The 17,471-nt window shown below is 60.4% G+C and carries 15 protein-coding genes and 1 pseudogene; 3 read left to right on the forward strand and 13 right to left on the reverse strand.

All coding sequences use genetic code 11. The features are described from left to right. Window position 1: 1 nt before the first annotated feature. The 9 genes and pseudogenes from pcaD to pcaR all read right to left on the reverse strand — a co-directional run bounded on the left by pcaD (window position 2) and on the right by pcaR (window position 8,894). The gene (gene pcaD / locus ACX3YF_RS00375) at window positions 2–793 is read right to left on the reverse strand and encodes a 3-oxoadipate enol-lactonase (protein ID WP_458973286.1); all 792 of its coding nucleotides are present in this window, start codon (window positions 791–793) and stop codon (window positions 2–4) included. Window positions 794–804: 11 nt separating this feature from the next. Further along, entirely contained in the window at window positions 805–2,169 is a 1,365-nt protein-coding gene (locus tag ACX3YF_RS00380; RefSeq protein ID WP_448645939.1) for a 3-carboxy-cis,cis-muconate cycloisomerase, read from the reverse strand. 45 nt (window positions 2,170–2,214) lie between these two features. Then, window positions 2,215–3,519 (reverse strand): MFS family transporter, encoded by a 1,305-nt coding sequence (locus tag ACX3YF_RS00385; protein WP_130210596.1) that lies wholly within the window; start codon window positions 3,517–3,519, stop codon window positions 2,215–2,217. 103 nt (window positions 3,520–3,622) lie between these two features. After that, window positions 3,623–4,189: a protocatechuate 3,4-dioxygenase subunit alpha gene (pcaG, locus tag ACX3YF_RS00390; RefSeq protein ID WP_198132347.1), complete on the reverse strand. Its 567-nt coding sequence runs from the start codon at window positions 4,187–4,189 to the stop codon at window positions 3,623–3,625. Window position 4,190: 1 nt separating this feature from the next. Beyond that, a complete protein-coding gene (pcaH, locus tag ACX3YF_RS00395) occupies window positions 4,191–4,895 on the reverse strand; it encodes a protocatechuate 3,4-dioxygenase subunit beta (RefSeq protein WP_130210600.1) in 705 nt (234 codons plus the stop codon). A gap of 36 nt (window positions 4,896–4,931) precedes the next feature. Further along, window positions 4,932–6,137, reverse strand: a complete 1,206-nt coding sequence (gene pcaF, locus ACX3YF_RS00400; RefSeq protein WP_458974822.1) for a 3-oxoadipyl-CoA thiolase — start codon at window positions 6,135–6,137, stop codon at window positions 4,932–4,934. Continuing rightward, window positions 6,134–6,226, reverse strand: a pseudogene (locus ACX3YF_RS00405) (CoA-transferase subunit beta); the annotation flags it as partial. The pseudogene ACX3YF_RS00405 and the gene pcaF, both read right to left, overlap by 4 nt. A 189-nt stretch (window positions 6,227–6,415) precedes the next feature. Next, window positions 6,416–7,762, reverse strand: a complete 1,347-nt coding sequence (locus ACX3YF_RS00410; RefSeq protein ID WP_458973287.1) for an aromatic acid/H+ symport family MFS transporter — start codon at window positions 7,760–7,762, stop codon at window positions 6,416–6,418. Between the two features lie 289 nt (window positions 7,763–8,051). After that, window positions 8,052–8,894, reverse strand: a complete 843-nt coding sequence (pcaR, locus tag ACX3YF_RS00415) for a pca regulon transcriptional regulator PcaR (protein WP_130210606.1) — start codon at window positions 8,892–8,894, stop codon at window positions 8,052–8,054. 683 nt (window positions 8,895–9,577) lie between these two features. Between pcaR and ACX3YF_RS00420 the strand changes: the two genes are divergently transcribed. Together ACX3YF_RS00420 and ACX3YF_RS00425 are read left to right on the forward strand one after the other, a co-directional pair. Beyond that, on the forward strand, window positions 9,578–9,778 hold the full coding sequence (locus ACX3YF_RS00420) for a hypothetical protein (RefSeq protein WP_090317178.1): 201 nt from the start codon (window positions 9,578–9,580) through the stop codon (window positions 9,776–9,778). A gap of 375 nt (window positions 9,779–10,153) precedes the next feature. Further along, window positions 10,154–11,629, forward strand: a complete 1,476-nt coding sequence (locus ACX3YF_RS00425; protein WP_130210608.1) for an inorganic phosphate transporter — start codon at window positions 10,154–10,156, stop codon at window positions 11,627–11,629. Between the two features lie 254 nt (window positions 11,630–11,883). Here ACX3YF_RS00425 and ccoM read toward each other — a convergent pair whose 3' ends face one another. From ccoM to ACX3YF_RS00440, 3 genes are all read right to left on the reverse strand, one after another. Further along, window positions 11,884–12,000, reverse strand: a complete 117-nt coding sequence (gene ccoM / locus ACX3YF_RS00430) for a cytochrome c oxidase subunit CcoM (RefSeq protein ID WP_046816669.1) — start codon at window positions 11,998–12,000, stop codon at window positions 11,884–11,886. Between the two features lie 153 nt (window positions 12,001–12,153). Further along, window positions 12,154–12,315 carry a hypothetical protein gene (locus tag ACX3YF_RS00435; protein ID WP_007998358.1) on the reverse strand — a complete coding sequence of 54 codons (162 nt, stop codon included), beginning with the start codon at window positions 12,313–12,315 and terminating at the stop codon, window positions 12,154–12,156. Window positions 12,316–12,415: 100 nt separating this feature from the next. Next, the gene (locus tag ACX3YF_RS00440; protein ID WP_130210610.1) at window positions 12,416–12,757 is read right to left on the reverse strand and encodes an aspartate-semialdehyde dehydrogenase; all 342 of its coding nucleotides are present in this window, start codon (window positions 12,755–12,757) and stop codon (window positions 12,416–12,418) included. 230 nt (window positions 12,758–12,987) lie between these two features. Here ACX3YF_RS00440 and rapA point away from each other — a divergent pair, with 230 nt between their 5' ends. Next, a complete protein-coding gene (gene rapA, locus ACX3YF_RS00445; RefSeq protein ID WP_130210612.1) occupies window positions 12,988–15,834 on the forward strand; it encodes an RNA polymerase-associated protein RapA in 2,847 nt (948 codons plus the stop codon). Between the two features lie 174 nt (window positions 15,835–16,008). On the opposite strand, the gene ACX3YF_RS00450 is transcribed toward rapA, so the two are convergent. Then, window positions 16,009–17,361, reverse strand: coding sequence for a spinster family MFS transporter (locus ACX3YF_RS00450; protein WP_130210980.1), 1,353 nt, complete (start codon window positions 17,359–17,361; stop codon window positions 16,009–16,011). Window positions 17,362–17,471 lie beyond the last annotated feature (110 nt).

The following is a 17,471-nucleotide window of genomic DNA, read 5'->3' on the forward strand; positions in this document are numbered from 1 at the left end:
CTCAATGAGCCAACAGAAATGCCAGTACCCGCTCGCTGAACGCAGCGCCGGCCTGAACGTTGGACAAATGCGCGGCATAGAACTCGGCGTACTCGGCGCCGGCCACATGCTCCTGAATGAAGTGCCCACCGGACGGCGGCGTCACCGCGTCTTCGGTGCCGGCAACCACCAGCAGTGGCACCTTGATCGAGGCCAATTGATCGCGGAAATCGGCATCGCGCACCGCCGCGCAGTTGGCTGCATAGCCTTCGGGCGAAGTGGCCGCCAGCATGTCGGTGATCTGCTTGGCCGCCGTCGGGTTGGCGGCGGAGAAGTCCGGAGTGAACCAGCGCGCAATCGACGCATCGCGCAGCGCAACCATGGCCGCCGCGCCGTCACGCAGCACGGTTTCGATGCGCGGATTCCACACCGACGGTTCGCCGATTTTCGCCGCGGTGTTGCACACCACCAGCGAATTCAAGCGTTCGCCGGCATTGATCCCCAGCCACTGGCCGATCAAGCCGCCCATGGACAAGCCACAGAAATGCGCACGCTCGATGTGCAAGGCATCGAGCAGCGCCAGCACGTCGTGGCCCAGTTGCTCGATGCTGTACGGGCCAGGCGTCACCAGCGACTGGCCGTGGCCACGGGTATCGAAACGCAATACGCGGAAATGCTCGGTGAAGGCCGCTATTTGCGCGTCCCACATGTGCAGGTCGGTACCCAGGGAGTTGGACAGCACCAGCACCGGCGCATTGGCCGGGCCGTCGAGTTGGTAATGCAATTCGCCCTCGGCGAGTTGTACGAAAGCCACAGCAATCTCCTTCAGGCAGTCAATGCAGAATGTTCAGCCACCGCTCGCTCGACCCAGGTACGGGCCTGACCGAGGTAATGGGCGGGGTCCAACAGATGATCGAGTTCAGCCGCCGACAACTCGGCGGTCACTTGCGGCTCGTCGCCGAGCACTGCGCGCAGGTGCCGCTGTTCGGCCACCGCGCGTTTGCAGCATTGCTCCAACAGATGATGCGCCGTATCGCGCCCCACCCGTTGTGCGAGGACGATGCTCACCGCTTCGGCAAGCACCAGGCCCTGGGTCAGGTCGAGGTTGCGGGCCATGCGATCGGCGTCCACTTCCAGGCCCTGGGTCACCAACAGCGCTTGTTTGAGGCTGCCGGACACCAGGCAGCAAATCTCCGGCAGGGTTTCCCACTCGGCATGCCACAGCCCCAGGCTGCGCTCGTGTTCCTGCGGCATGGCGCTGAACAGCGTCGAGAGCAGGCCCGGCACGCGAGTCGCGGCGCCGATCAGCACCGCCGCGCCCACGGGGTTGCGCTTATGCGGCATGGTCGAGGAACCGCCCTTGCCCGGTGCCGAGGGCTCGAACACTTCGGCGGCTTCGGTCTGCATCAACAGGCTGATGTCACGCCCGAGCTTACCGAGGCTGCCGGCGATCAATCCCAGCACCGAACCGAACTCCACCAGACGATCACGCTGGGTGTGCCAGGGTTGATCGGGCAGGGTCAGGTGCAGTTCCTCGGACAAGGCCTGGGCAATCGGCATCGCCTGCTCACCGAGCGCCGCGAGGGTGCCCGAGGCACCACCGAATTGCAGCACCAGCAAACGCGGTTTGAGTTCGAGCAAGCGCTGGCGGCTGCGGGTAACTGCGCCCAACCAGCCGGCGATCTTCATGCCCAGGGTGACCGGCGTTGCGTGTTGCAACCAGGTGCGCCCGGCCAGTGGCGTGGCCGCATATCGCTGGGCTTGGGTGGCGAGGGTCTGCCCCAGTTGCGCCAGATCACTGTCGATCAATTCCAGCGCACGGCGCAGTTGCAGGACAAGACCGCTGTCCATCACGTCCTGACTGGTGGCGCCCAGGTGCACATAGCGCTCGGCTTCGGCATCGTTCGCGGCGATCTGTTTGCCCAAGGCCTTGACCAACGGAATCGCCGAATTACCCGCCGTGGCAATGGCTTCGCCGAGAGCCGCAAAATCGTAATGACCGGCCTGGCAGGCTGCCTCGATCGGCGCCACCGCCGTGTGCGGAATCAGACCGACCCGAGCTTCGGCCCGGGCCAGCGCCGCTTCAAAATCGAGCATGGCCTGAACCCGGCCCTGATCGCAGAACACTTCACGCATATCGCGGGCAGTGAAATAGGCATCGAACAATTGATTGCCCGGTCGCTCGTTCATAAACAGTCCTTGGAAGCGCGGGCCACTCGGGCCCGCGAGTATGGATCAAAGGTCGTGATGCAGGTACTTCGCTTGCTTGGGCAGACGCAGGCTGAACAGAAGCGCGATCGCCATCATCACGGTCACGTACCAGTAGAAAGAATTTTCCATGCCCCCCGCTTTAAGGCTCAAGGCCACATATTCCGCCGAACCGCCGAAGATCGCATTCGCCACCGCATACGCCAGGCCCACGCCCAGTGCCCGGACTTCCGGCGGGAACATCTCGGCTTTCACCAGGCCGCTGATCGAGGTGTAAAAACTGACGATCGCCAGCGCCACGGTAATCAGCACAAAGGCCAGGAACGGACTGCTGATACTTTTCAGGCTCAGCAGGATCGGCACGGTGAACAGCGTACCGAGGGCGCCGAACCAGAGCATCGAGTTACGACGGCCGATCTTGTCGGCGAGCATGCCGAACAGCGGCTGCATGCACATATAAAGGAACAGTGCGCCCGTCATGATGTAGCTGGCGGTCTTGGCCGGCATGCCGGCGGTGTTCACCAGGTACTTCTGCATGTAGGTGGTGAAGGTGTAGAAAATCAGCGAGCCACCGGCGGTGTAGCCGAGCACGGTGATGAACGCGGCTTTATGGTCGCGCAACAGCGCGGTGATGCTGCCGGCGTCCTTGTTTTCACGCATTTCCTTGCTGGTGGTTTCTTTCAGCGTCCGGCGCAGGAACAACGAAATCAGCGCTGCCACAGCACCGACCACGAACGGGATCCGCCAGCCGTACGCGCGCAATTCGTCTTCATTGAGGAACTGTTGCAGGATCACCACCAGCGACACCGCCAGCAACTGCCCGCCAATCAGCGTCACGTACTGGAACGAGGCGAAGAAGCCACGCTGGCCCTTGAGCGCGACTTCGCTCATGTAGGTCGCGGTGGTGCCGTATTCGCCGCCCACCGACAGGCCCTGGAGCAAACGGGCGAACAGCAGCATGATCGGCGCCCAGACGCCGATGCTGTTGTAGGTCGGCAGGCACGCGATGAGCAATGAGCCGAAGCACATCATCAGAATCGAGATCAGCATCGAATTCTTGCGCCCGTGCTTGTCCGCGACTCGGCCAAAAATCCATCCGCCAATCGGCCGCATCAGGAACCCGGCGGCAAACACACCGGCGGTGTTGACCAGTTGCACCGTAGGGTTATCGGACGGAAAGAAGGCAGGCGCGAAATAGATCGCACAGAAGGCGTAGACGTAGAAGTCGAACCATTCAACCAGGTTGCCGGACGAGGCGCCGACAATGGCGAAGATCCGCTTGTTGCGTTCTTCGCCGGTGTATAGCGGTTCTGAAACCGTAGTCGTTGTCATTGTTTTTCACTCAATGGGGACAGTGTGAGTCTAGACACACTTTGTAACAGCCCCGTTCCGCAGATGCATTAGCGACGTCGCTCCCTATAGGGGTGCTGCGCTCTCAATAATCGAAGAACACCGTCTCCGCCTCAGTGCCTTGCAGAATCACATTCCACTGATAGACACCGGACGCATCCTGCTTCGCCAGCAAGGTGCCGCGGCGTTCGGCCGGCACGCACTCGAGCAGCGGGTCCGCCCCATTGGCCGGTTCGCCGTCGAAGTAAATCCGCGTCAGCAAATGCTTCACCAATCCGCGTGCGAACACCAGCACCACCAGGTGCGGCGCCTGGGTCGTGCCCTTGAGGCCTTCAACCGTGCCCGGTTTGATGGTGGTGAAACGGAAACGCCCTTCGGCATCCACGGGTATCCGGCCAAAGCCTTCGAAGTTCGGGTCCAGGGGTTTGTCCTGGTCGTCTTCCGGGTGGTCGTATTTGCCGGCGGCGTTGGCCTGCCAGACTTCCAGCATCGCATCGTTGACAACGTCGCCGTTGCCATCGAGCACCTGCCCGGTGATGGCCACGCGCTCACCCAAAGTCTGTTCGACGGTCAGGTTTTCGCGGTTCAGCCAGGTCAAGCCGATGTGGTAGTAAGGTCCGACGGTGTGGGATGTGGTCGCAGTCAGCGTCATCTTATTTCTCCATCGGCGTGGCATCGCGGCCGCGCAAAACGATGTCCCAGCGATAACCGAGGGCGTAGGAAGGGATGGTTTTTTCCAGGTCGAAGCTGGCGATCAAGCGTTCCTTGGCGCGGGTGTCGGGCACGCAGTTGTAGATCGGGTCGTACGCCAGCAGCGGGTCGCCCGGGAAATACATTTGCGTGACCAGGCGCGTCAGGATGCTCGGCCCGAACAGCGAGAAATGGATGTGCGCCGGGCGCCAGGCATTGTGGTGGTTGCCCCACGGATAGGCACCGGGCTTGATGGTCTGGAACTGGTACCAGCCATCAGCGTCGGTGACGGTGCGGCCAGTGCCGGTGAAGTTCGGGTCCAGGGGCGCGTCGTGCAGATCGCGAGCATGGTTGTAGCGACCGGCGGCGTTGGCCTGCCAGATCTCCACCAGAATCCCCGGCACCGGCAGACCGTTCTCGTCCAGCACGCGGCCGTGGATGATGATGCGCTCACCCAGCGGCTCGCCCTGATGCTGAGCCGTCAGGTCATTGTCCTGCTCGTGGATGCGCTCGGCACCAATGGTCGGTCCGGTAATTTCCGACAGCGAATGGGGCAAGAACACCAGAGGCTTGGACGGTGAGCGCAGGTTGGTGGATTGGTACGTCGGGTGCAGGTAAGGCGGCTGAGTGCCTTCCTGCGGGCGACGGTAACCAGGCTTGTCAGTCATGAAGCATTCCTCTGTTGTTCTTGTCTTCGAAGCGTGTCAGACGCGTTCGATTGCCAACGCCAGCCCTTGGCCAACGCCGACGCACATGGTCGCCAGACCTTTCTTGCCACCGGTTTTTTCCAGTTGATGCAGAGCAGTCAAGACCAAGCGCGCACCACTCATGCCCAACGGATGCCCCAAGGCAATGGCGCCACCGTTCGGATTGACCTGCGGCGCGTCGTCCGCGATCCCCAGCTCGCGCAGCACCGCCAAACCCTGGCTGGCGAAGGCTTCGTTGAGTTCGATCACGTCGAAATCGCTGACGGCCACGCCCAGGCGTTCGGTCAGTTTGCGTACCGCCGGCACCGGGCCGATGCCCATCACCCGAGGCGCAACACCGGCACTGGCCATGCCCAGTACTTTGGCGCGGGCGGTCAGGCCGTGTTTTTTCACCGCTTCGGCCGACGCCAGGATCAGCGCCACCGCACCGTCGTTCACGCCCGAGGCATTGCCGGCGGTGACGGTTTTATCGGGACCATTGACCGGCTTGAGTTTGGCCAGGGTTTCCAGGGTGGTGTCAGCGCGAGGATGCTCGTCCTGGCTGACCACGGTTTCACCCTTTTTATGGGCAATGCGCACTTCGACGATTTCTTCGGCGAAAAAGCCTGCGGCCTGGGCGACGGCGGTGCGTTGCTGGCTACGCAGGGCGAAAGCGTCCTGGTCCTCGCGGGACACTTCGTAGTCATCGGCCACGTTGTCGGCGGTCTGCGGCATCGCATCCACACCGTACTGGGCTTTCATCAACGGGTTGATGAAACGCCAGCCAATGGTGGTGTCTTCGAGCTTCATGTTGCGCGAGAACGCGGCATCGGCCTTGCCCATCACGAACGGCGCGCGGGACATCGACTCGACGCCACCGGCAATCGCCAGCTCCATTTCGCCACTGGCAATGGCGCGGAACGCGGTGCCGATGGCATCCATACCCGAAGCGCAAAGGCGATTGAGGGTCACGCCCGGAATGGTCTGCGGCAATCCCGCCAGCAGCAGCGCCATGCGCGCCACGTTGCGGTTGTCTTCACCGGCCTGGTTGGCGCAGCCGAGGAACACCTCGTCCACCGCATTCCAGTCCACCGACGGATTACGCTCCATCAAAGCCTTGATTGGCACGGCGGCCAGATCGTCGGCGCGAACCGCCGACAGACCACCGCCGAAACGGCCGATGGGGGTACGAATCGCGTCGCAGATATAAACGTCACGCATTATGCTTCTCCTGGGGCTTGGCCGTGGGCCGCTGCAGTACGGGCTTCGAGGTCACGCAGTGCCGTCAGCTCGACTTCGGTCGGGTCGGCAGTGCTATCGATGTGATCGGCAAAACAGCCATTGGGGCGGACTTCCGCTTGGTATTGACCGACAGTGAAAATGGCGCCGATGCGCAGCGCCGGAATCACTGAAGATTAAGCCCCTGAAAAACGCCAAACAATCCGATAATCGAATGAGCGTTCGCCTATCGAACACATTGTTATCTCACTACCGATCATCGGTCAGGTCGCATCCGCATGACTGACCAGGCCCTTGATCACCACCGCCGTCGTGGCCAGCGCCGCCGGAATCACCAGCGCGGTCAGCACTTGCTCGAAGTTCCAGCCCAGGCCCAGCAGCGTTGCCCCCATCCACGCCCCCAGGATGGCGCCGAAACGGCCAATGCCGAGCATCCACGACACGCCGGTGGCACGTCCCTGGGTCGGATAGAACCGCGCCGCCAGCGAAGGCATTGCCGACTGTGCACCGTTGACGCACATCCCGGCGATCAGCACCAGGGTCGCCAATATCGTGATGTTGCCCAGGCTCTGCCCTACCGCGTAGGCAAACACCCCGGCCAACAGGTAGAAAGTGCCGATGACCTTGTGCGGATTGAACCGGTCCATCGCCCAACCCACGCCCACGGCACTCAATACGCCACCGAATTGGAACAGCGCACCGATGAACGCCGCTTGCTCCATGCTGGCGCCACTGTCACGCATCAGGGTGGGCAGCCAACTGGTCAGCAAGTACACGATCACCAGGCCCATGAAGTAGGTCAGCCACAACAGCAGCGTGCCGACGCTGTAGGTGCCGGAGAAGATCACCGCAAACACGTTGCGCGCCTTCACGGTTTTCTGTTCCGGCACACTGAAACTGGAAGCCTGGGCCACCACTGTCGGGTCGATCGGCGCCAGCGCCTTGCACACTTTGTCGGTGCCACGGTTGCGCACGACGAGATAGCGCGCCGATTCCGGCAGCCACAGCAGCAACACGACGCCGAGGATCAACGGCAGGACCCCACCGATCAGCAACAAGCTGTGCCAGCCGAACGTCGGGATCAACTTGGCGGAAATGAATCCGCCCCCGGCCATGCCAAGGTTGAAACCGCAGAACATGCTGGTCACCAGCAAGGATTTCTTGCGTTCCGGGGTGTATTCCGACAGCAGTGTGGTGGCGTTGGGCATGCCCGCACCCAATCCCAGGCCGGTCAGGAAACGCAACACGAGCAACTGGTCGACATTGGTGCTGTAGGCCGAGGCCAGGCTGAACGCACCGAACAACAGCACCGCCCCCACCAGTACGACTTTTCGCCCGAAGCGGTCAGCCAAAGGGCCGGAGCCCAGCGCGCCGAACACCATGCCGATCAGTGCCGCACTCATCACCGGGCCGAGACTGGCGCGATCGATGCCCCAGTCCTGAGACAGGGCCGGTGCGATGAACCCCATGGCGGCCGTATCGAGGCCATCGAGGAAGACAATCAGAAAACACAGGATCACCACTCGCCACTGATAGCGCGAAATGGGTTGAGCGTTGATGAAGGACTGCACGTCGAGGCAGTTACCTACAGCAGACTGAGGCTGGTTCATTATTTTTATTCCACGCAAAAAACGCAGTCGAACAGGTGCCAGCCGTGGCTGACGCTGTTACAGGGAAAAAGGTATCGGGATCAGGCGATCCGGGCCTGCCAGGAAAAACAGTGGGAACGGCAGCAGGTGGGGAGCATGCGCATGAGGGGTGCCTCTTCTCATTATTATGGGGTCGTCGTCCGGCGCCGAATCGGTACCGACAGCGCCGGATGACGCTGCCGCGACATTAATGAGCCAAGGGAAAGAGCGTCAATTCACCGAACGCGACTCTGTGCGTTTATCGAACAGCTTAGGTAAACAGCTGGGTACTGAGGTCGCGGCTGGCATTCAACAGGCCGGGCAGGAAGCGTTGCTCCAATTCGTTGCGACTGACCCGTCCGGCGTGGGTGCTGACGTTCAGGGCCGCGACAACCTGACCGGACGCGTCGTACACCGGAACGGCAATCGAGCGCAGGCCCTGCTCAAGTTCCTGATCGACGATGCACCAACCCTGTTGCCGCACTTCCTGCAGGCACTCCAGCAGTGCTTCGGGGGTGTGGATGGTTCGACTGGTCTTGGCTTGCAGCTCCGCGTGGTCGAGGTACTCACCCAGCGACGTGTCATCCAGGGCGGCCAGCAGGATCCGGCCCATCGACGTGCAATAGGCCGGCAAGCGCCCGCCCACCGAGAGGTCAACCGAAATCAGGCGCTGGGTGGTTGCCGAGCGGGCGATGTACAAGATGTCATCGCCTTCCAGGGTCGCCATGTTGCAGGCCTCGTGCAGTTGCTCGCTCATGCGGTCCAGATACGGCTGGGCAGAGACCGCCAGCGGCGTGGAGGAAACATAGGCATGCCCGAGGGTCAGCACTTTGGGTAGCAGGGAATAAGTCCGGCCATCGGTGGTGGCGTAACCGAGCTTGATCAGCGTGTGCAGGCAACGGCGCACGGCAGCGCGGGGAATTTCCGTGCGATGACTGATCTGGGCGATGGTCAGGTGCCGCTTGCGTTCCTGGAACGCTTGCACGACGGCCAGTCCACGTGCCAGGGACGTCATGAAATCCGGGTCGCCGGTCAGTGCCTGGATCCGTTTGGCGGGTGAAGCGACAATCGGCGGAGCCACTGAAGCGAAAGAGTTGCGCAATTGATCGTTCATTTAAGGTCCTTATCCACACGGATCGGCGACTATTACAAGCGGCTACTGGCTTGCTGCACAAGCCCGCCCCATCAACATGGGGCGATTATCGAACCAACGGCCGATAATCGCAATCGACGCCCTGCACAATCCCGCCGCTCACTGACCGGGCCGCACGGTTTTCCTGATTTGTTTTTACTCTGGGATCCGTGCGGACTTTAGGATCCGATGTAGTTACCCAAGTTGCTCGACTTAATGGCGTCAGAAAGACATCGCAGCCAAGTGGCATCAGGCACCTCTTTAGTTAGCCGAAAGTTACGGGCAACAAACCAATCACACATCGAGATCGACTTTTAACTCATTGGCGATAGTGTTCTGTGATTCGCTCGCTATAATGCAAATCAGTCGCCAAGCGTTTTTTTACTTGCCCAACCGACTACGCGGTGGCGCGATATTCCATCGCCGCCACCCACAGCAAGCGCCTGACGCTGCCTGCATTTGCATCGCCAACGCGCTCGCTGAACAGGAAACTGATGCTACGTCAGCCGTTCTTCTCTGGTGCCGTGGCCGCCTGCAACATGGAAGTATAGATCCCGCTGCCGTAAAACGATGCCTTCAAGGGCCTCGTCGTTTCGATGAGTGTGGTCAATACATTGAGCAGCGCGTTTTCACCAGAATTTATCTCAACTCAATCAGGTAGCACTGTGACGAAAGACGAACTGCGCGCGGAACTTGAGCGCCAGGAACAACGTTACAAGGAAGTTTACGGCGGGGAAGTCACCACCTACGCCGCCCAGCCCGAACCGGAACGCAAACCCTGGCGTAAACGCGCCACCGTTCAGGATCAGGCATTTATCCAAGAACTGCAGAAGATGGAAAAGGAACTCAAAGCCGAAGAGCCATGACTGCTTCGGCCTGGTCCTTTCAAGGGTCCGCATTTACACCTGTTAAAAGCGGGATGTATTGATGTTGCCTTTGCGCCCGCTACAAGCGGGCAGCGACCACCTTGACCGTCGGACGAGGTAAAAGGCTCATATCTGACCCTCCTCTCAGAAATTTCATACAAGCATTCAGCACTCTCCTCTCTGGGAGTGAAACCCTTGTGGCGTAAGGCTTTTCAAATAAATTCAATGACTTGCAAGGCCTGAAAAATCACGGTTTTTTTGGGTACCGATGCAAAATAATTCGTTGAAGAATGTTACCGATGAGCAGCTAGTGCATCGATTCACAGTCTTTTCTGGCATAATCGCGCCCCCTTATGACCGGGTCAGAAAACCTTCATGATCGATTTATTCAGCGGACTGGATGCTTGGGTGCTTGTGAGCCTCTTGCTCGCCCTGGCTTTTGTCCTCGCCTTCGAGTTCATCAATGGATTTCATGACACCGCTAACGCGGTCGCCACTGTTATCTACACCAAAGCGATGCCGCCGCACCTGGCAGTGTTCTTTTCCGGTGTGTTCAATTTCCTCGGCGTACTGCTGGGCGGCGTTGGCGTGGCGTATGCCATCGTTCACCTGCTTCCGGTGGAACTGCTGATCAATGTGAACACCGGCCACGGCCTGGCAATGGTGTTCTCGTTGCTCGCCGCCGCCATCACCTGGAACCTGGGCACCTGGTACTTCGGTATCCCCGCTTCCAGTTCTCACACATTGATCGGTTCCATCCTCGGCGTAGGCCTGGCCAACGCACTGATCAACGATATTCCCCTGGCTGACGGGGTGAATTGGCAGAAGGCGATCGATATCGCAGCATCGCTGGTGTTCTCGCCGATGGCGGGTTTCCTGATCGCCGCGCTGATACTGATCGGCCTCAAGTGGTGGCGCCCACTGTCCAAGATGCACAAGACACCGGAACAGCGCCGCAAGATCGACGACAAGAAACACCCGCCGTTCTGGAACCGCCTGGTGCTGGTGATTTCGGCGATGGCCGTGAGCTTCGTGCACGGTTCCAACGATGGCCAGAAAGGTATTGGCCTGATCATGTTGGTATTGATCGGTATCGTACCGGCGCAGTTCGTACTCGACCTGACCAGCACCACATACCAGATCGAGCGGACCCGTGACGCGACCCTGCACTTGAGCCAGTTTTACCAGCGCAATCACGAAACCCTGGGTGAGTTCCTGGCCCTGGGCAAAAGTGCGGAAGGTGATCTGCCGGAGAAATTCCGTTGCAACCCGCAACAGACCGAACCGACCATCGCCGCCCTGCTCGGCACCCTCAAGGGTGTGGCCGACTATCACTCGCTGACTTCGGAACAGCGGATCGAAGTACGTCGCTACCTGCTCTGCCTGGACGACACTGCGAAGAAAGTCAGCAAGTTGCCAGGCCTGGCGGCACGGGAAAAAGCGGACCTGGACAAGCTGCGCAAGGACCTGACCACCACGACCGAATACGCCCCGTTCTGGGTGATTCTGGCGGTCGCACTGGCCCTCGGCATGGGTACCATGATCGGCTGGAAACGCGTGGTACTGACCATCGGCGAGAAGATCGGCAAGCAGGGCATGACCTACTCCCAGGGCATGTCGGCACAGATCACCACCGCGAGCCTGATCGGCATGGCCAACATCTTCAGCCTGCCGGTGTCCACGACTCACGTCCTGTCTTCAGGTGTGGCCGGTACCATGGTCGCGAACAAAAGCGGCCTCCAGGGCGGCACTGTCAGAAACATCCTGCTGGCCTGGGTTCTGACCCTGCCAGCCACGGTGGGCCTGTCGGCCGGGCTGTTCTGGCTGGCCTCGAAGGCACTCGGCAGCTGATACGCAGCCGCACGAACAAGGCGCGCTCCGCAAGGACCGCGCCTTTTTTATTGACATGCAATTCTGCAGAAACAGCAATCCTCCTGCTCGCGAATGCTGTTTAACATCCAACATAAATATCGACTGATATACCGCCATCGCGAGCAGGCTCGCTCACACAGAGCCCTGCATTGTCGATCAGTTTTTCGCAGACAAAAAAAAGGGCAACCGAAGTTGCCCAAAATGCCTTGCGTGCTCATTACATCAAGAAAGACTTACGGTTTTTTCCGCTTGTGCGAGTCCTTCCAGATAAACAATCCGAATCCTGCAAAGAACACAAACATGAGGCTGACGGTCAGCACTCCGGCGATCACCACGTTGTCGAAAAACATGACGCGTCTCCTGCAGTTGCCTTGTTGCGATGGGATTAAGTTATCCAAACAGGCAGGAGAGAATATTGACCGGGATCAATGTCGCCGGATAACGGACGCCGGACCGGGAGTAAAGGAGGGAGAAACTGACCTGCATCAATTAATGCAGTGGGTTTAGCGCTTTTTCGGTTTGTTTTTTGGCTTTTTCTTCGCTTTACCCAAAGGCATGGCCTGCTCGAACGCCTGGCGCACTTCATTCAAGCGCTTGTCGTTGAGGTCATGGATGCGCTTGGCGCGTTCGGCGTTGAGGTCGATCAGCTTGTCGTCTTGGCTCATGGGGTTAAGTGCATCGCTTGAATTGAGATTGCGCTGCCGTATCGGTTGGCAGGGTTTTGCCAATAATGCGGTCTGATGACCTCGCTGACCAGTCGCCAACTCAAATCTCGATATCGACCCACAAACCCTGACGTGGCTGATCCTCCATCAGCGGCGCCACCGGCACGGTGTTATCGGCGTTAAGTTCATCGCCCGGAATCGCCAGGTGCGCTTCGGGGTCATCATCGGCTTCCCGACGGCGCCGCTGGCGTTCCTGCTGCCGACGCTGCTCCTCGCGCAACAGCAAGGTGGCTTCGTCAGAATCGCGATTTTTCAGGTCGATGGTGCTGTCGCTGGAGCTCTCCTGCGCAGGAACCACAGGTGCAATGTCGGGACGCGGACGGACCGGGTCATGCTGTGAGGTGATCGGCACGGCACTCAAGGGGAGTATCGGTGGCAGCATATTTAGTGGTCTCCTGTCAGCAGGCTGTCGGCTGCGGGGGTGGCGACTTGAGCCATCAGTCGCCAACTGTGACTCAGTTGGCACTTGGAAGTGCCCTGCCACAAGAAAAAGTGCATCCCGCTTTAACTGGCGGCCTGGAGCTTAAAGCGTGCCGTCGCTCCTATTCTTTTGGCCCTCAAGCCCTCATTCCGTTAAGATAGCCCGCTTTTTCAAGGTGGGAGTCAGGCAGCATGGCGCAGCAGTATCAACCGGGGCAACGCTGGATCAGTGACAGCGAAGCCGAGCTGGGTTTGGGCACCGTTCTGGCACAGGACGGCCGCTTGTTGACCGTGCTCTACCCGGCCACTGGCGACACCCGCCAGTACGCGCTACGGAATGCGCCCCTCACCCGCGTGCGGTTCTCGCCGGGTGACACCATCACCCACTTCGAAGGCTGGAAGCTGACCGTTCGCGAAGTCGACGATGTCGATGGCCTGCTGGTTTACCACGGCCTCAACGCGCAGAACGAAGTGGTCACCCTGCCGGAAACCCAACTGTCGAACTTCATCCAGTTCCGTCTCTCCAGCGACCGACTGTTCGCCGGGCAGATCGACCCTCTGCCCTGGTTTGCCCTGCGTTACCACACCCTGGAACACACCAGCCGCCAGTTGCAGTCCGCGCTGTGGGGCCTGGGTGGCGTGCGTGCGCAACCGATCGCACACCAGTTGCACATCGCCCGCGAAGTCGCCGACCGTATCGCACCACGGGTTCTGCTGGCCGATGAAGTGGGCCTGGGCAAGACCATCGAAGCCGGTCTGGTGATCCATCGCCAATTGCTGTCGGGTCGCGCCAATCGCGTGCTGATCCTGGTGCCGGAGAACCTTCAGCACCAGTGGCTGGTGGAAATGCGCCGTCGCTTCAACCTGCAGGTCGCGCTGTTCGACGAAGAACGCTTCATCGAAAGCGATGCCAGCAACCCGTTCGAAGACACTCAGCTCGCGCTGGTGGCACTCGAATGGCTGGTGGAAGATGAAAAAGCCCAGGACGCACTGTTCGCAGCGGGTTGGGACTTGCTGGTTGTCGACGAAGCGCACCACCTGGTGTGGCACGAAGATCAGGTCAGCCCTGAATATTCGCTGGTCGAGCAACTGGCCGAAACCATCCCTGGCGTACTGCTGCTGACCGCGACCCCGGAACAACTGGGCCAGGACAGCCACTTCGCCCGTCTGCGCCTGCTCGATCCGAACCGTTTCCATGACCTGCACGCCTTCCGCGCCGAGAGCGAAAACTATCGCCCGGTGGCCGAGGCCGTTCAGGAATTGCTGGACCAGGGGCGTCTGTCGCCTGAAGCGCACAAGACCATCCACGGTTTCCTCGGTAACGAAGGCGAAGCCCTGCTGACAGCCGTCAACGATGGCGATACCGAAGCCAGCGCCCGCCTCGTGCGCGAACTGCTCGACCGTCACGGCACTGGCCGCGTGCTGTTCCGCAACACCCGCGCCGCCGTACAGGGTTTCCCGGAACGCAAACTGCACCCGTACCCGCTGCCGTGCCCGGACGAATACCTCGAGTTGCCATTGGGCGATCACGCCGAGCTCTACCCGGAGGTCAGCTTCCAGGCGCAGCCGGACGCCAACGAAGAAGATCGCTGGTGGAAATTCGACCCGCGCGTCGAGTGGCTGATCGACACCCTCAAGATGCTCAAGCGCACCAAGGTGCTGGTGATCTGCGCCCACGCCGAAACCGCCATGGACCTGGAGGACGCGCTGCGCGTGCGCTCCGGCATCCCGGCCACGGTGTTCCATGAGGGTATGAACATCCTCGAGCGTGACCGCGCCGCCGCTTACTTCGCCGACGAAGAATTTGGCGCGCAAGTGCTGATCTGCTCGGAAATCGGCAGTGAAGGTCGCAACTTCCAGTTCTCCCATCACCTGGTGCTGTTCGATCTGCCGTCCCACCCGGACCTGCTGGAACAACGTATTGGTCGACTGGACCGGATCGGTCAGAAACACGTCATTGAGCTGCACGTGCCGTACCTGGAAACCAGCCCGCAAGAGCGCCTTTTTCAGTGGTACCACGAAGCGCTGAACGCGTTCCTCAACACCTGCCCGACCGGCAACGCCCTGCAACATCAGTTCGGCCCGCGCCTGCTGCCTTTGCTGGAAGAGGCCGATGATGGCGAGTGGCAGGCGCTGATCGACGAAGCCCGCACCGAACGCGAACGCCTGGAAGCCGAACTGCATACTGGTCGCGACCGCCTGCTGGAACTCAATTCCGGCGGCGCCGGCGAAGGCGATGCCTTGGTCGAAGCCATCCTTGAGCAAGACGATCAGTTCGCCCTGCCGATCTATATGGAAACCCTGTTCGACGCATTCGGCATCGACAGCGAAGACCATTCGGAAAACGCACTGATCCTCAAGCCGAGCGAGAAAATGCTCGACGCCAGCTTCCCGCTGGGCGACGACGAAGGCGTGACCATCACCTACGACCGCAACCAGGCGCTGTCTCGCGAAGACATGCAGTTCATCACCTGGGAGCACCCGATGGTGCAGGGCGGCATGGATCTGGTTTTGTCCGGCTCCATGGGCAATACCGCCGTGGCGCTGATCAAGAACAAGGCACTCAAGCCTGGCACCGTGTTGCTGGAACTGCTGTATGTCAGTGAAGTGGTTGCCCCGCGCTCACTGCAACTGGGCCGTTACCTGCCGCCGGCCGCCCTGCGTTGCCTGCTCGACCCGAACGGCAACGACCTGTCGGCCCGGGTGTCGTTCGAGACGCTGAACGATCAACTGGAAAGCGTACCGCGCGCCAGCGCCAACAAGTTCATCCAGGCCCAGCGCGATCAGTTGACCCCACGGATCAACGCGGGCGAAGAAAAGATCACCCCGCGTCACGCCGAACGTGTAGCCGAGGCGCAACGTCGTCTGGCGGCCGATACCGATGAAGAACTGGCACGCCTGACCGCCTTGCAAGCGGTCAATCCGACCGTACGCGACAGCGAACTGGTTGCCCTGCGCAAACAACGCGAGCAAGGCCTGGCCATGCTCGAAAAGGCTGCGCTGCGACTGGAAGCAATTCGGGTGTTGGTAGCGGGTTAAGCCCCCTGCTCCACCGCTATAAATGAAAAGGCCCGCAGCGATGCGGGCCTTTTTTATTTCCTGTAATTAATCGGCTGCTGCTGATGGGCTCTTCGCGAGCAAGCACCCACAGGCTTGGGCTGTTTACAGGTTCAGTGTTCGACTCGAGCACTGCGAGCTTGCTCACGAAAGCGATCATGCAGTCGCTGCAACCCCATCTGGCTGCCCTACCACAGCAATTAACCCCTCCTTCATCCGCTTGGCATCGCGCACAAAACACCGCGCAGCCAGGAACAAAAACACCATGGTGAAAAACAGCGCTACCGGGATCAGGTACATCGCATCATGCAGGCCGACAGCCTTGAACGCTTCGGTCATCTGTTCGGCGCCGGCGGCAAGCATCGCGGTATGGGCGAAGTGATCGGACAACGCGCCCACCACCACCGGCCCCAGTCCACCGCCCAACAGGTACAAGCCGGCAAAGAACAGCGCCATGGCCGTCGCCCGCAGACGCGGCTCGACCACGTCCTGAATCGCCGTGTACACGCAGGTGTAAAAGTTATAGGCGAACAACCAGCCCAGACTGAACACCGCCACGAACACGCCAATCTCGATCCGGCCCGAATGCAGCGCCCAGGCCGTGCACAGGGTCGATATGATCAGGCTGATCGCGGCAAACAGCAGACGTCCGTTGGCGACCCGCTGATGGATCTTGTCCGCGACCCAGCCACCCAGCGTCAGGCCAACCAGACCGGTCACACCGACAATCACTCCGGTCGCCACTGCGGCCTCCTGCAAAGGCATCAGGAAGTAACGCTGAAGCATCGGTACCAGAAACGAGTTGCAGGCATAAGTTGCGAAGTTGAAACACAGCCCGGCCATCACCAGCCACAGAAAAGTCGGCACCGCCAGAACCCGGCGGACAGGTCGGTCAATGCGCTCCTGCGAGACTTGTACGCTTTCGGCAGCCCCCCGCTTCGGCTCCTTGATGAAAAACATGAACACCGCCAGGATCAGTCCCGGTACGGCCGCGATGAAGAAAGGTGCCCGCCAGCTGTCGAACGCCTTGACCATCGCCCCGATGGTAAAGAACGCCAGCAGCAGGCCCAAAGGCAGGCCGAGCATGAAAATGCCCATGGCCCGCGCCCGTCGGTGAGCGGGAAACAAATCGCCGATCAACGAGTTGGCGGCGGGCGCGTAACTGGCCTCACCGATGCCGATCCCCATGCGCACGACCAGGAAACTCCAGAAACTGCCGACCATGCCGTTGACCGCGGTCAACCCGCTCCACACGGCCAGCCCCCAGCCCATCAACTTGCTGCGCGAACCGGTATCGGCCATCCGCCCCAGTGGCAGGCCGGCTATCGCGTAGACGATGGTGAACGCGGTGCCGATGATCCCCAGCTGAAAGTCGCTGAGGTGCCATTCCATGCGGATCGGCTCAATGATGATGGCCGGGATCGTGCGGTCGAAAAAATTGAACAGATTGGCCAGGAACAGCAGGAACAGAATGCGCCAGGCATTCGCCGCTTGGGTCGAGTTCTGCATGGGTCCGTCTCTTTTATTGTTATGGGGCTTCACTGCCAGCGCATCCGAGCCCGGAACTTGCAATCTAGTCAGTCCCGCCATTGCTGTCTGTCATTATTCGCAAGGCTGAT

The sequence above is a fragment of the Pseudomonas fluorescens group sp. PF-69 genome (assembly GCF_054481235.1).

Excerpts from the sequence above, each read along its gene's own strand:
- ACX3YF_RS00380 (WP_448645939.1), bottom strand. The coding sequence starts at position 2,169 with ATGAACGAGCGACCGGGCAATCAATTGTTCGATGCCTATTTCACTGCC.
- ACX3YF_RS00440 (WP_130210610.1), bottom strand. The coding sequence starts at position 12,757 with ATGCTGCCACCGATACTCCCCTTGAGTGCCGTGCCGATCACCTCACAG.
- ACX3YF_RS00425 (WP_130210608.1), top strand. The coding sequence starts at position 10,154 with ATGATCGATTTATTCAGCGGACTGGATGCTTGGGTGCTTGTGAGCCTC.
- ACX3YF_RS00410 (WP_458973287.1), bottom strand. The coding sequence starts at position 7,762 with ATGAACCAGCCTCAGTCTGCTGTAGGTAACTGCCTCGACGTGCAGTCC.
- pcaG (WP_198132347.1), bottom strand. The coding sequence starts at position 4,189 with ATGACGCTGACTGCGACCACATCCCACACCGTCGGACCTTACTACCAC.
- ACX3YF_RS00450 (WP_130210980.1), bottom strand. The coding sequence starts at position 17,361 with ATGCAGAACTCGACCCAAGCGGCGAATGCCTGGCGCATTCTGTTCCTG.
- ccoM (WP_046816669.1), bottom strand. The coding sequence starts at position 12,000 with ATGTTTTTCGACAACGTGGTGATCGCCGGAGTGCTGACCGTCAGCCTC.
- rapA (WP_130210612.1), top strand. The coding sequence starts at position 12,988 with ATGGCGCAGCAGTATCAACCGGGGCAACGCTGGATCAGTGACAGCGAA.
- pcaH (WP_130210600.1), bottom strand. The coding sequence starts at position 4,895 with ATGACTGACAAGCCTGGTTACCGTCGCCCGCAGGAAGGCACTCAGCCG.
- ACX3YF_RS00435 (WP_007998358.1), bottom strand. The coding sequence starts at position 12,315 with ATGAGCCAAGACGACAAGCTGATCGACCTCAACGCCGAACGCGCCAAG.
- pcaR (WP_130210606.1), bottom strand. The coding sequence starts at position 8,894 with ATGAACGATCAATTGCGCAACTCTTTCGCTTCAGTGGCTCCGCCGATT.
- ACX3YF_RS00385 (WP_130210596.1), bottom strand. The coding sequence starts at position 3,519 with ATGACAACGACTACGGTTTCAGAACCGCTATACACCGGCGAAGAACGC.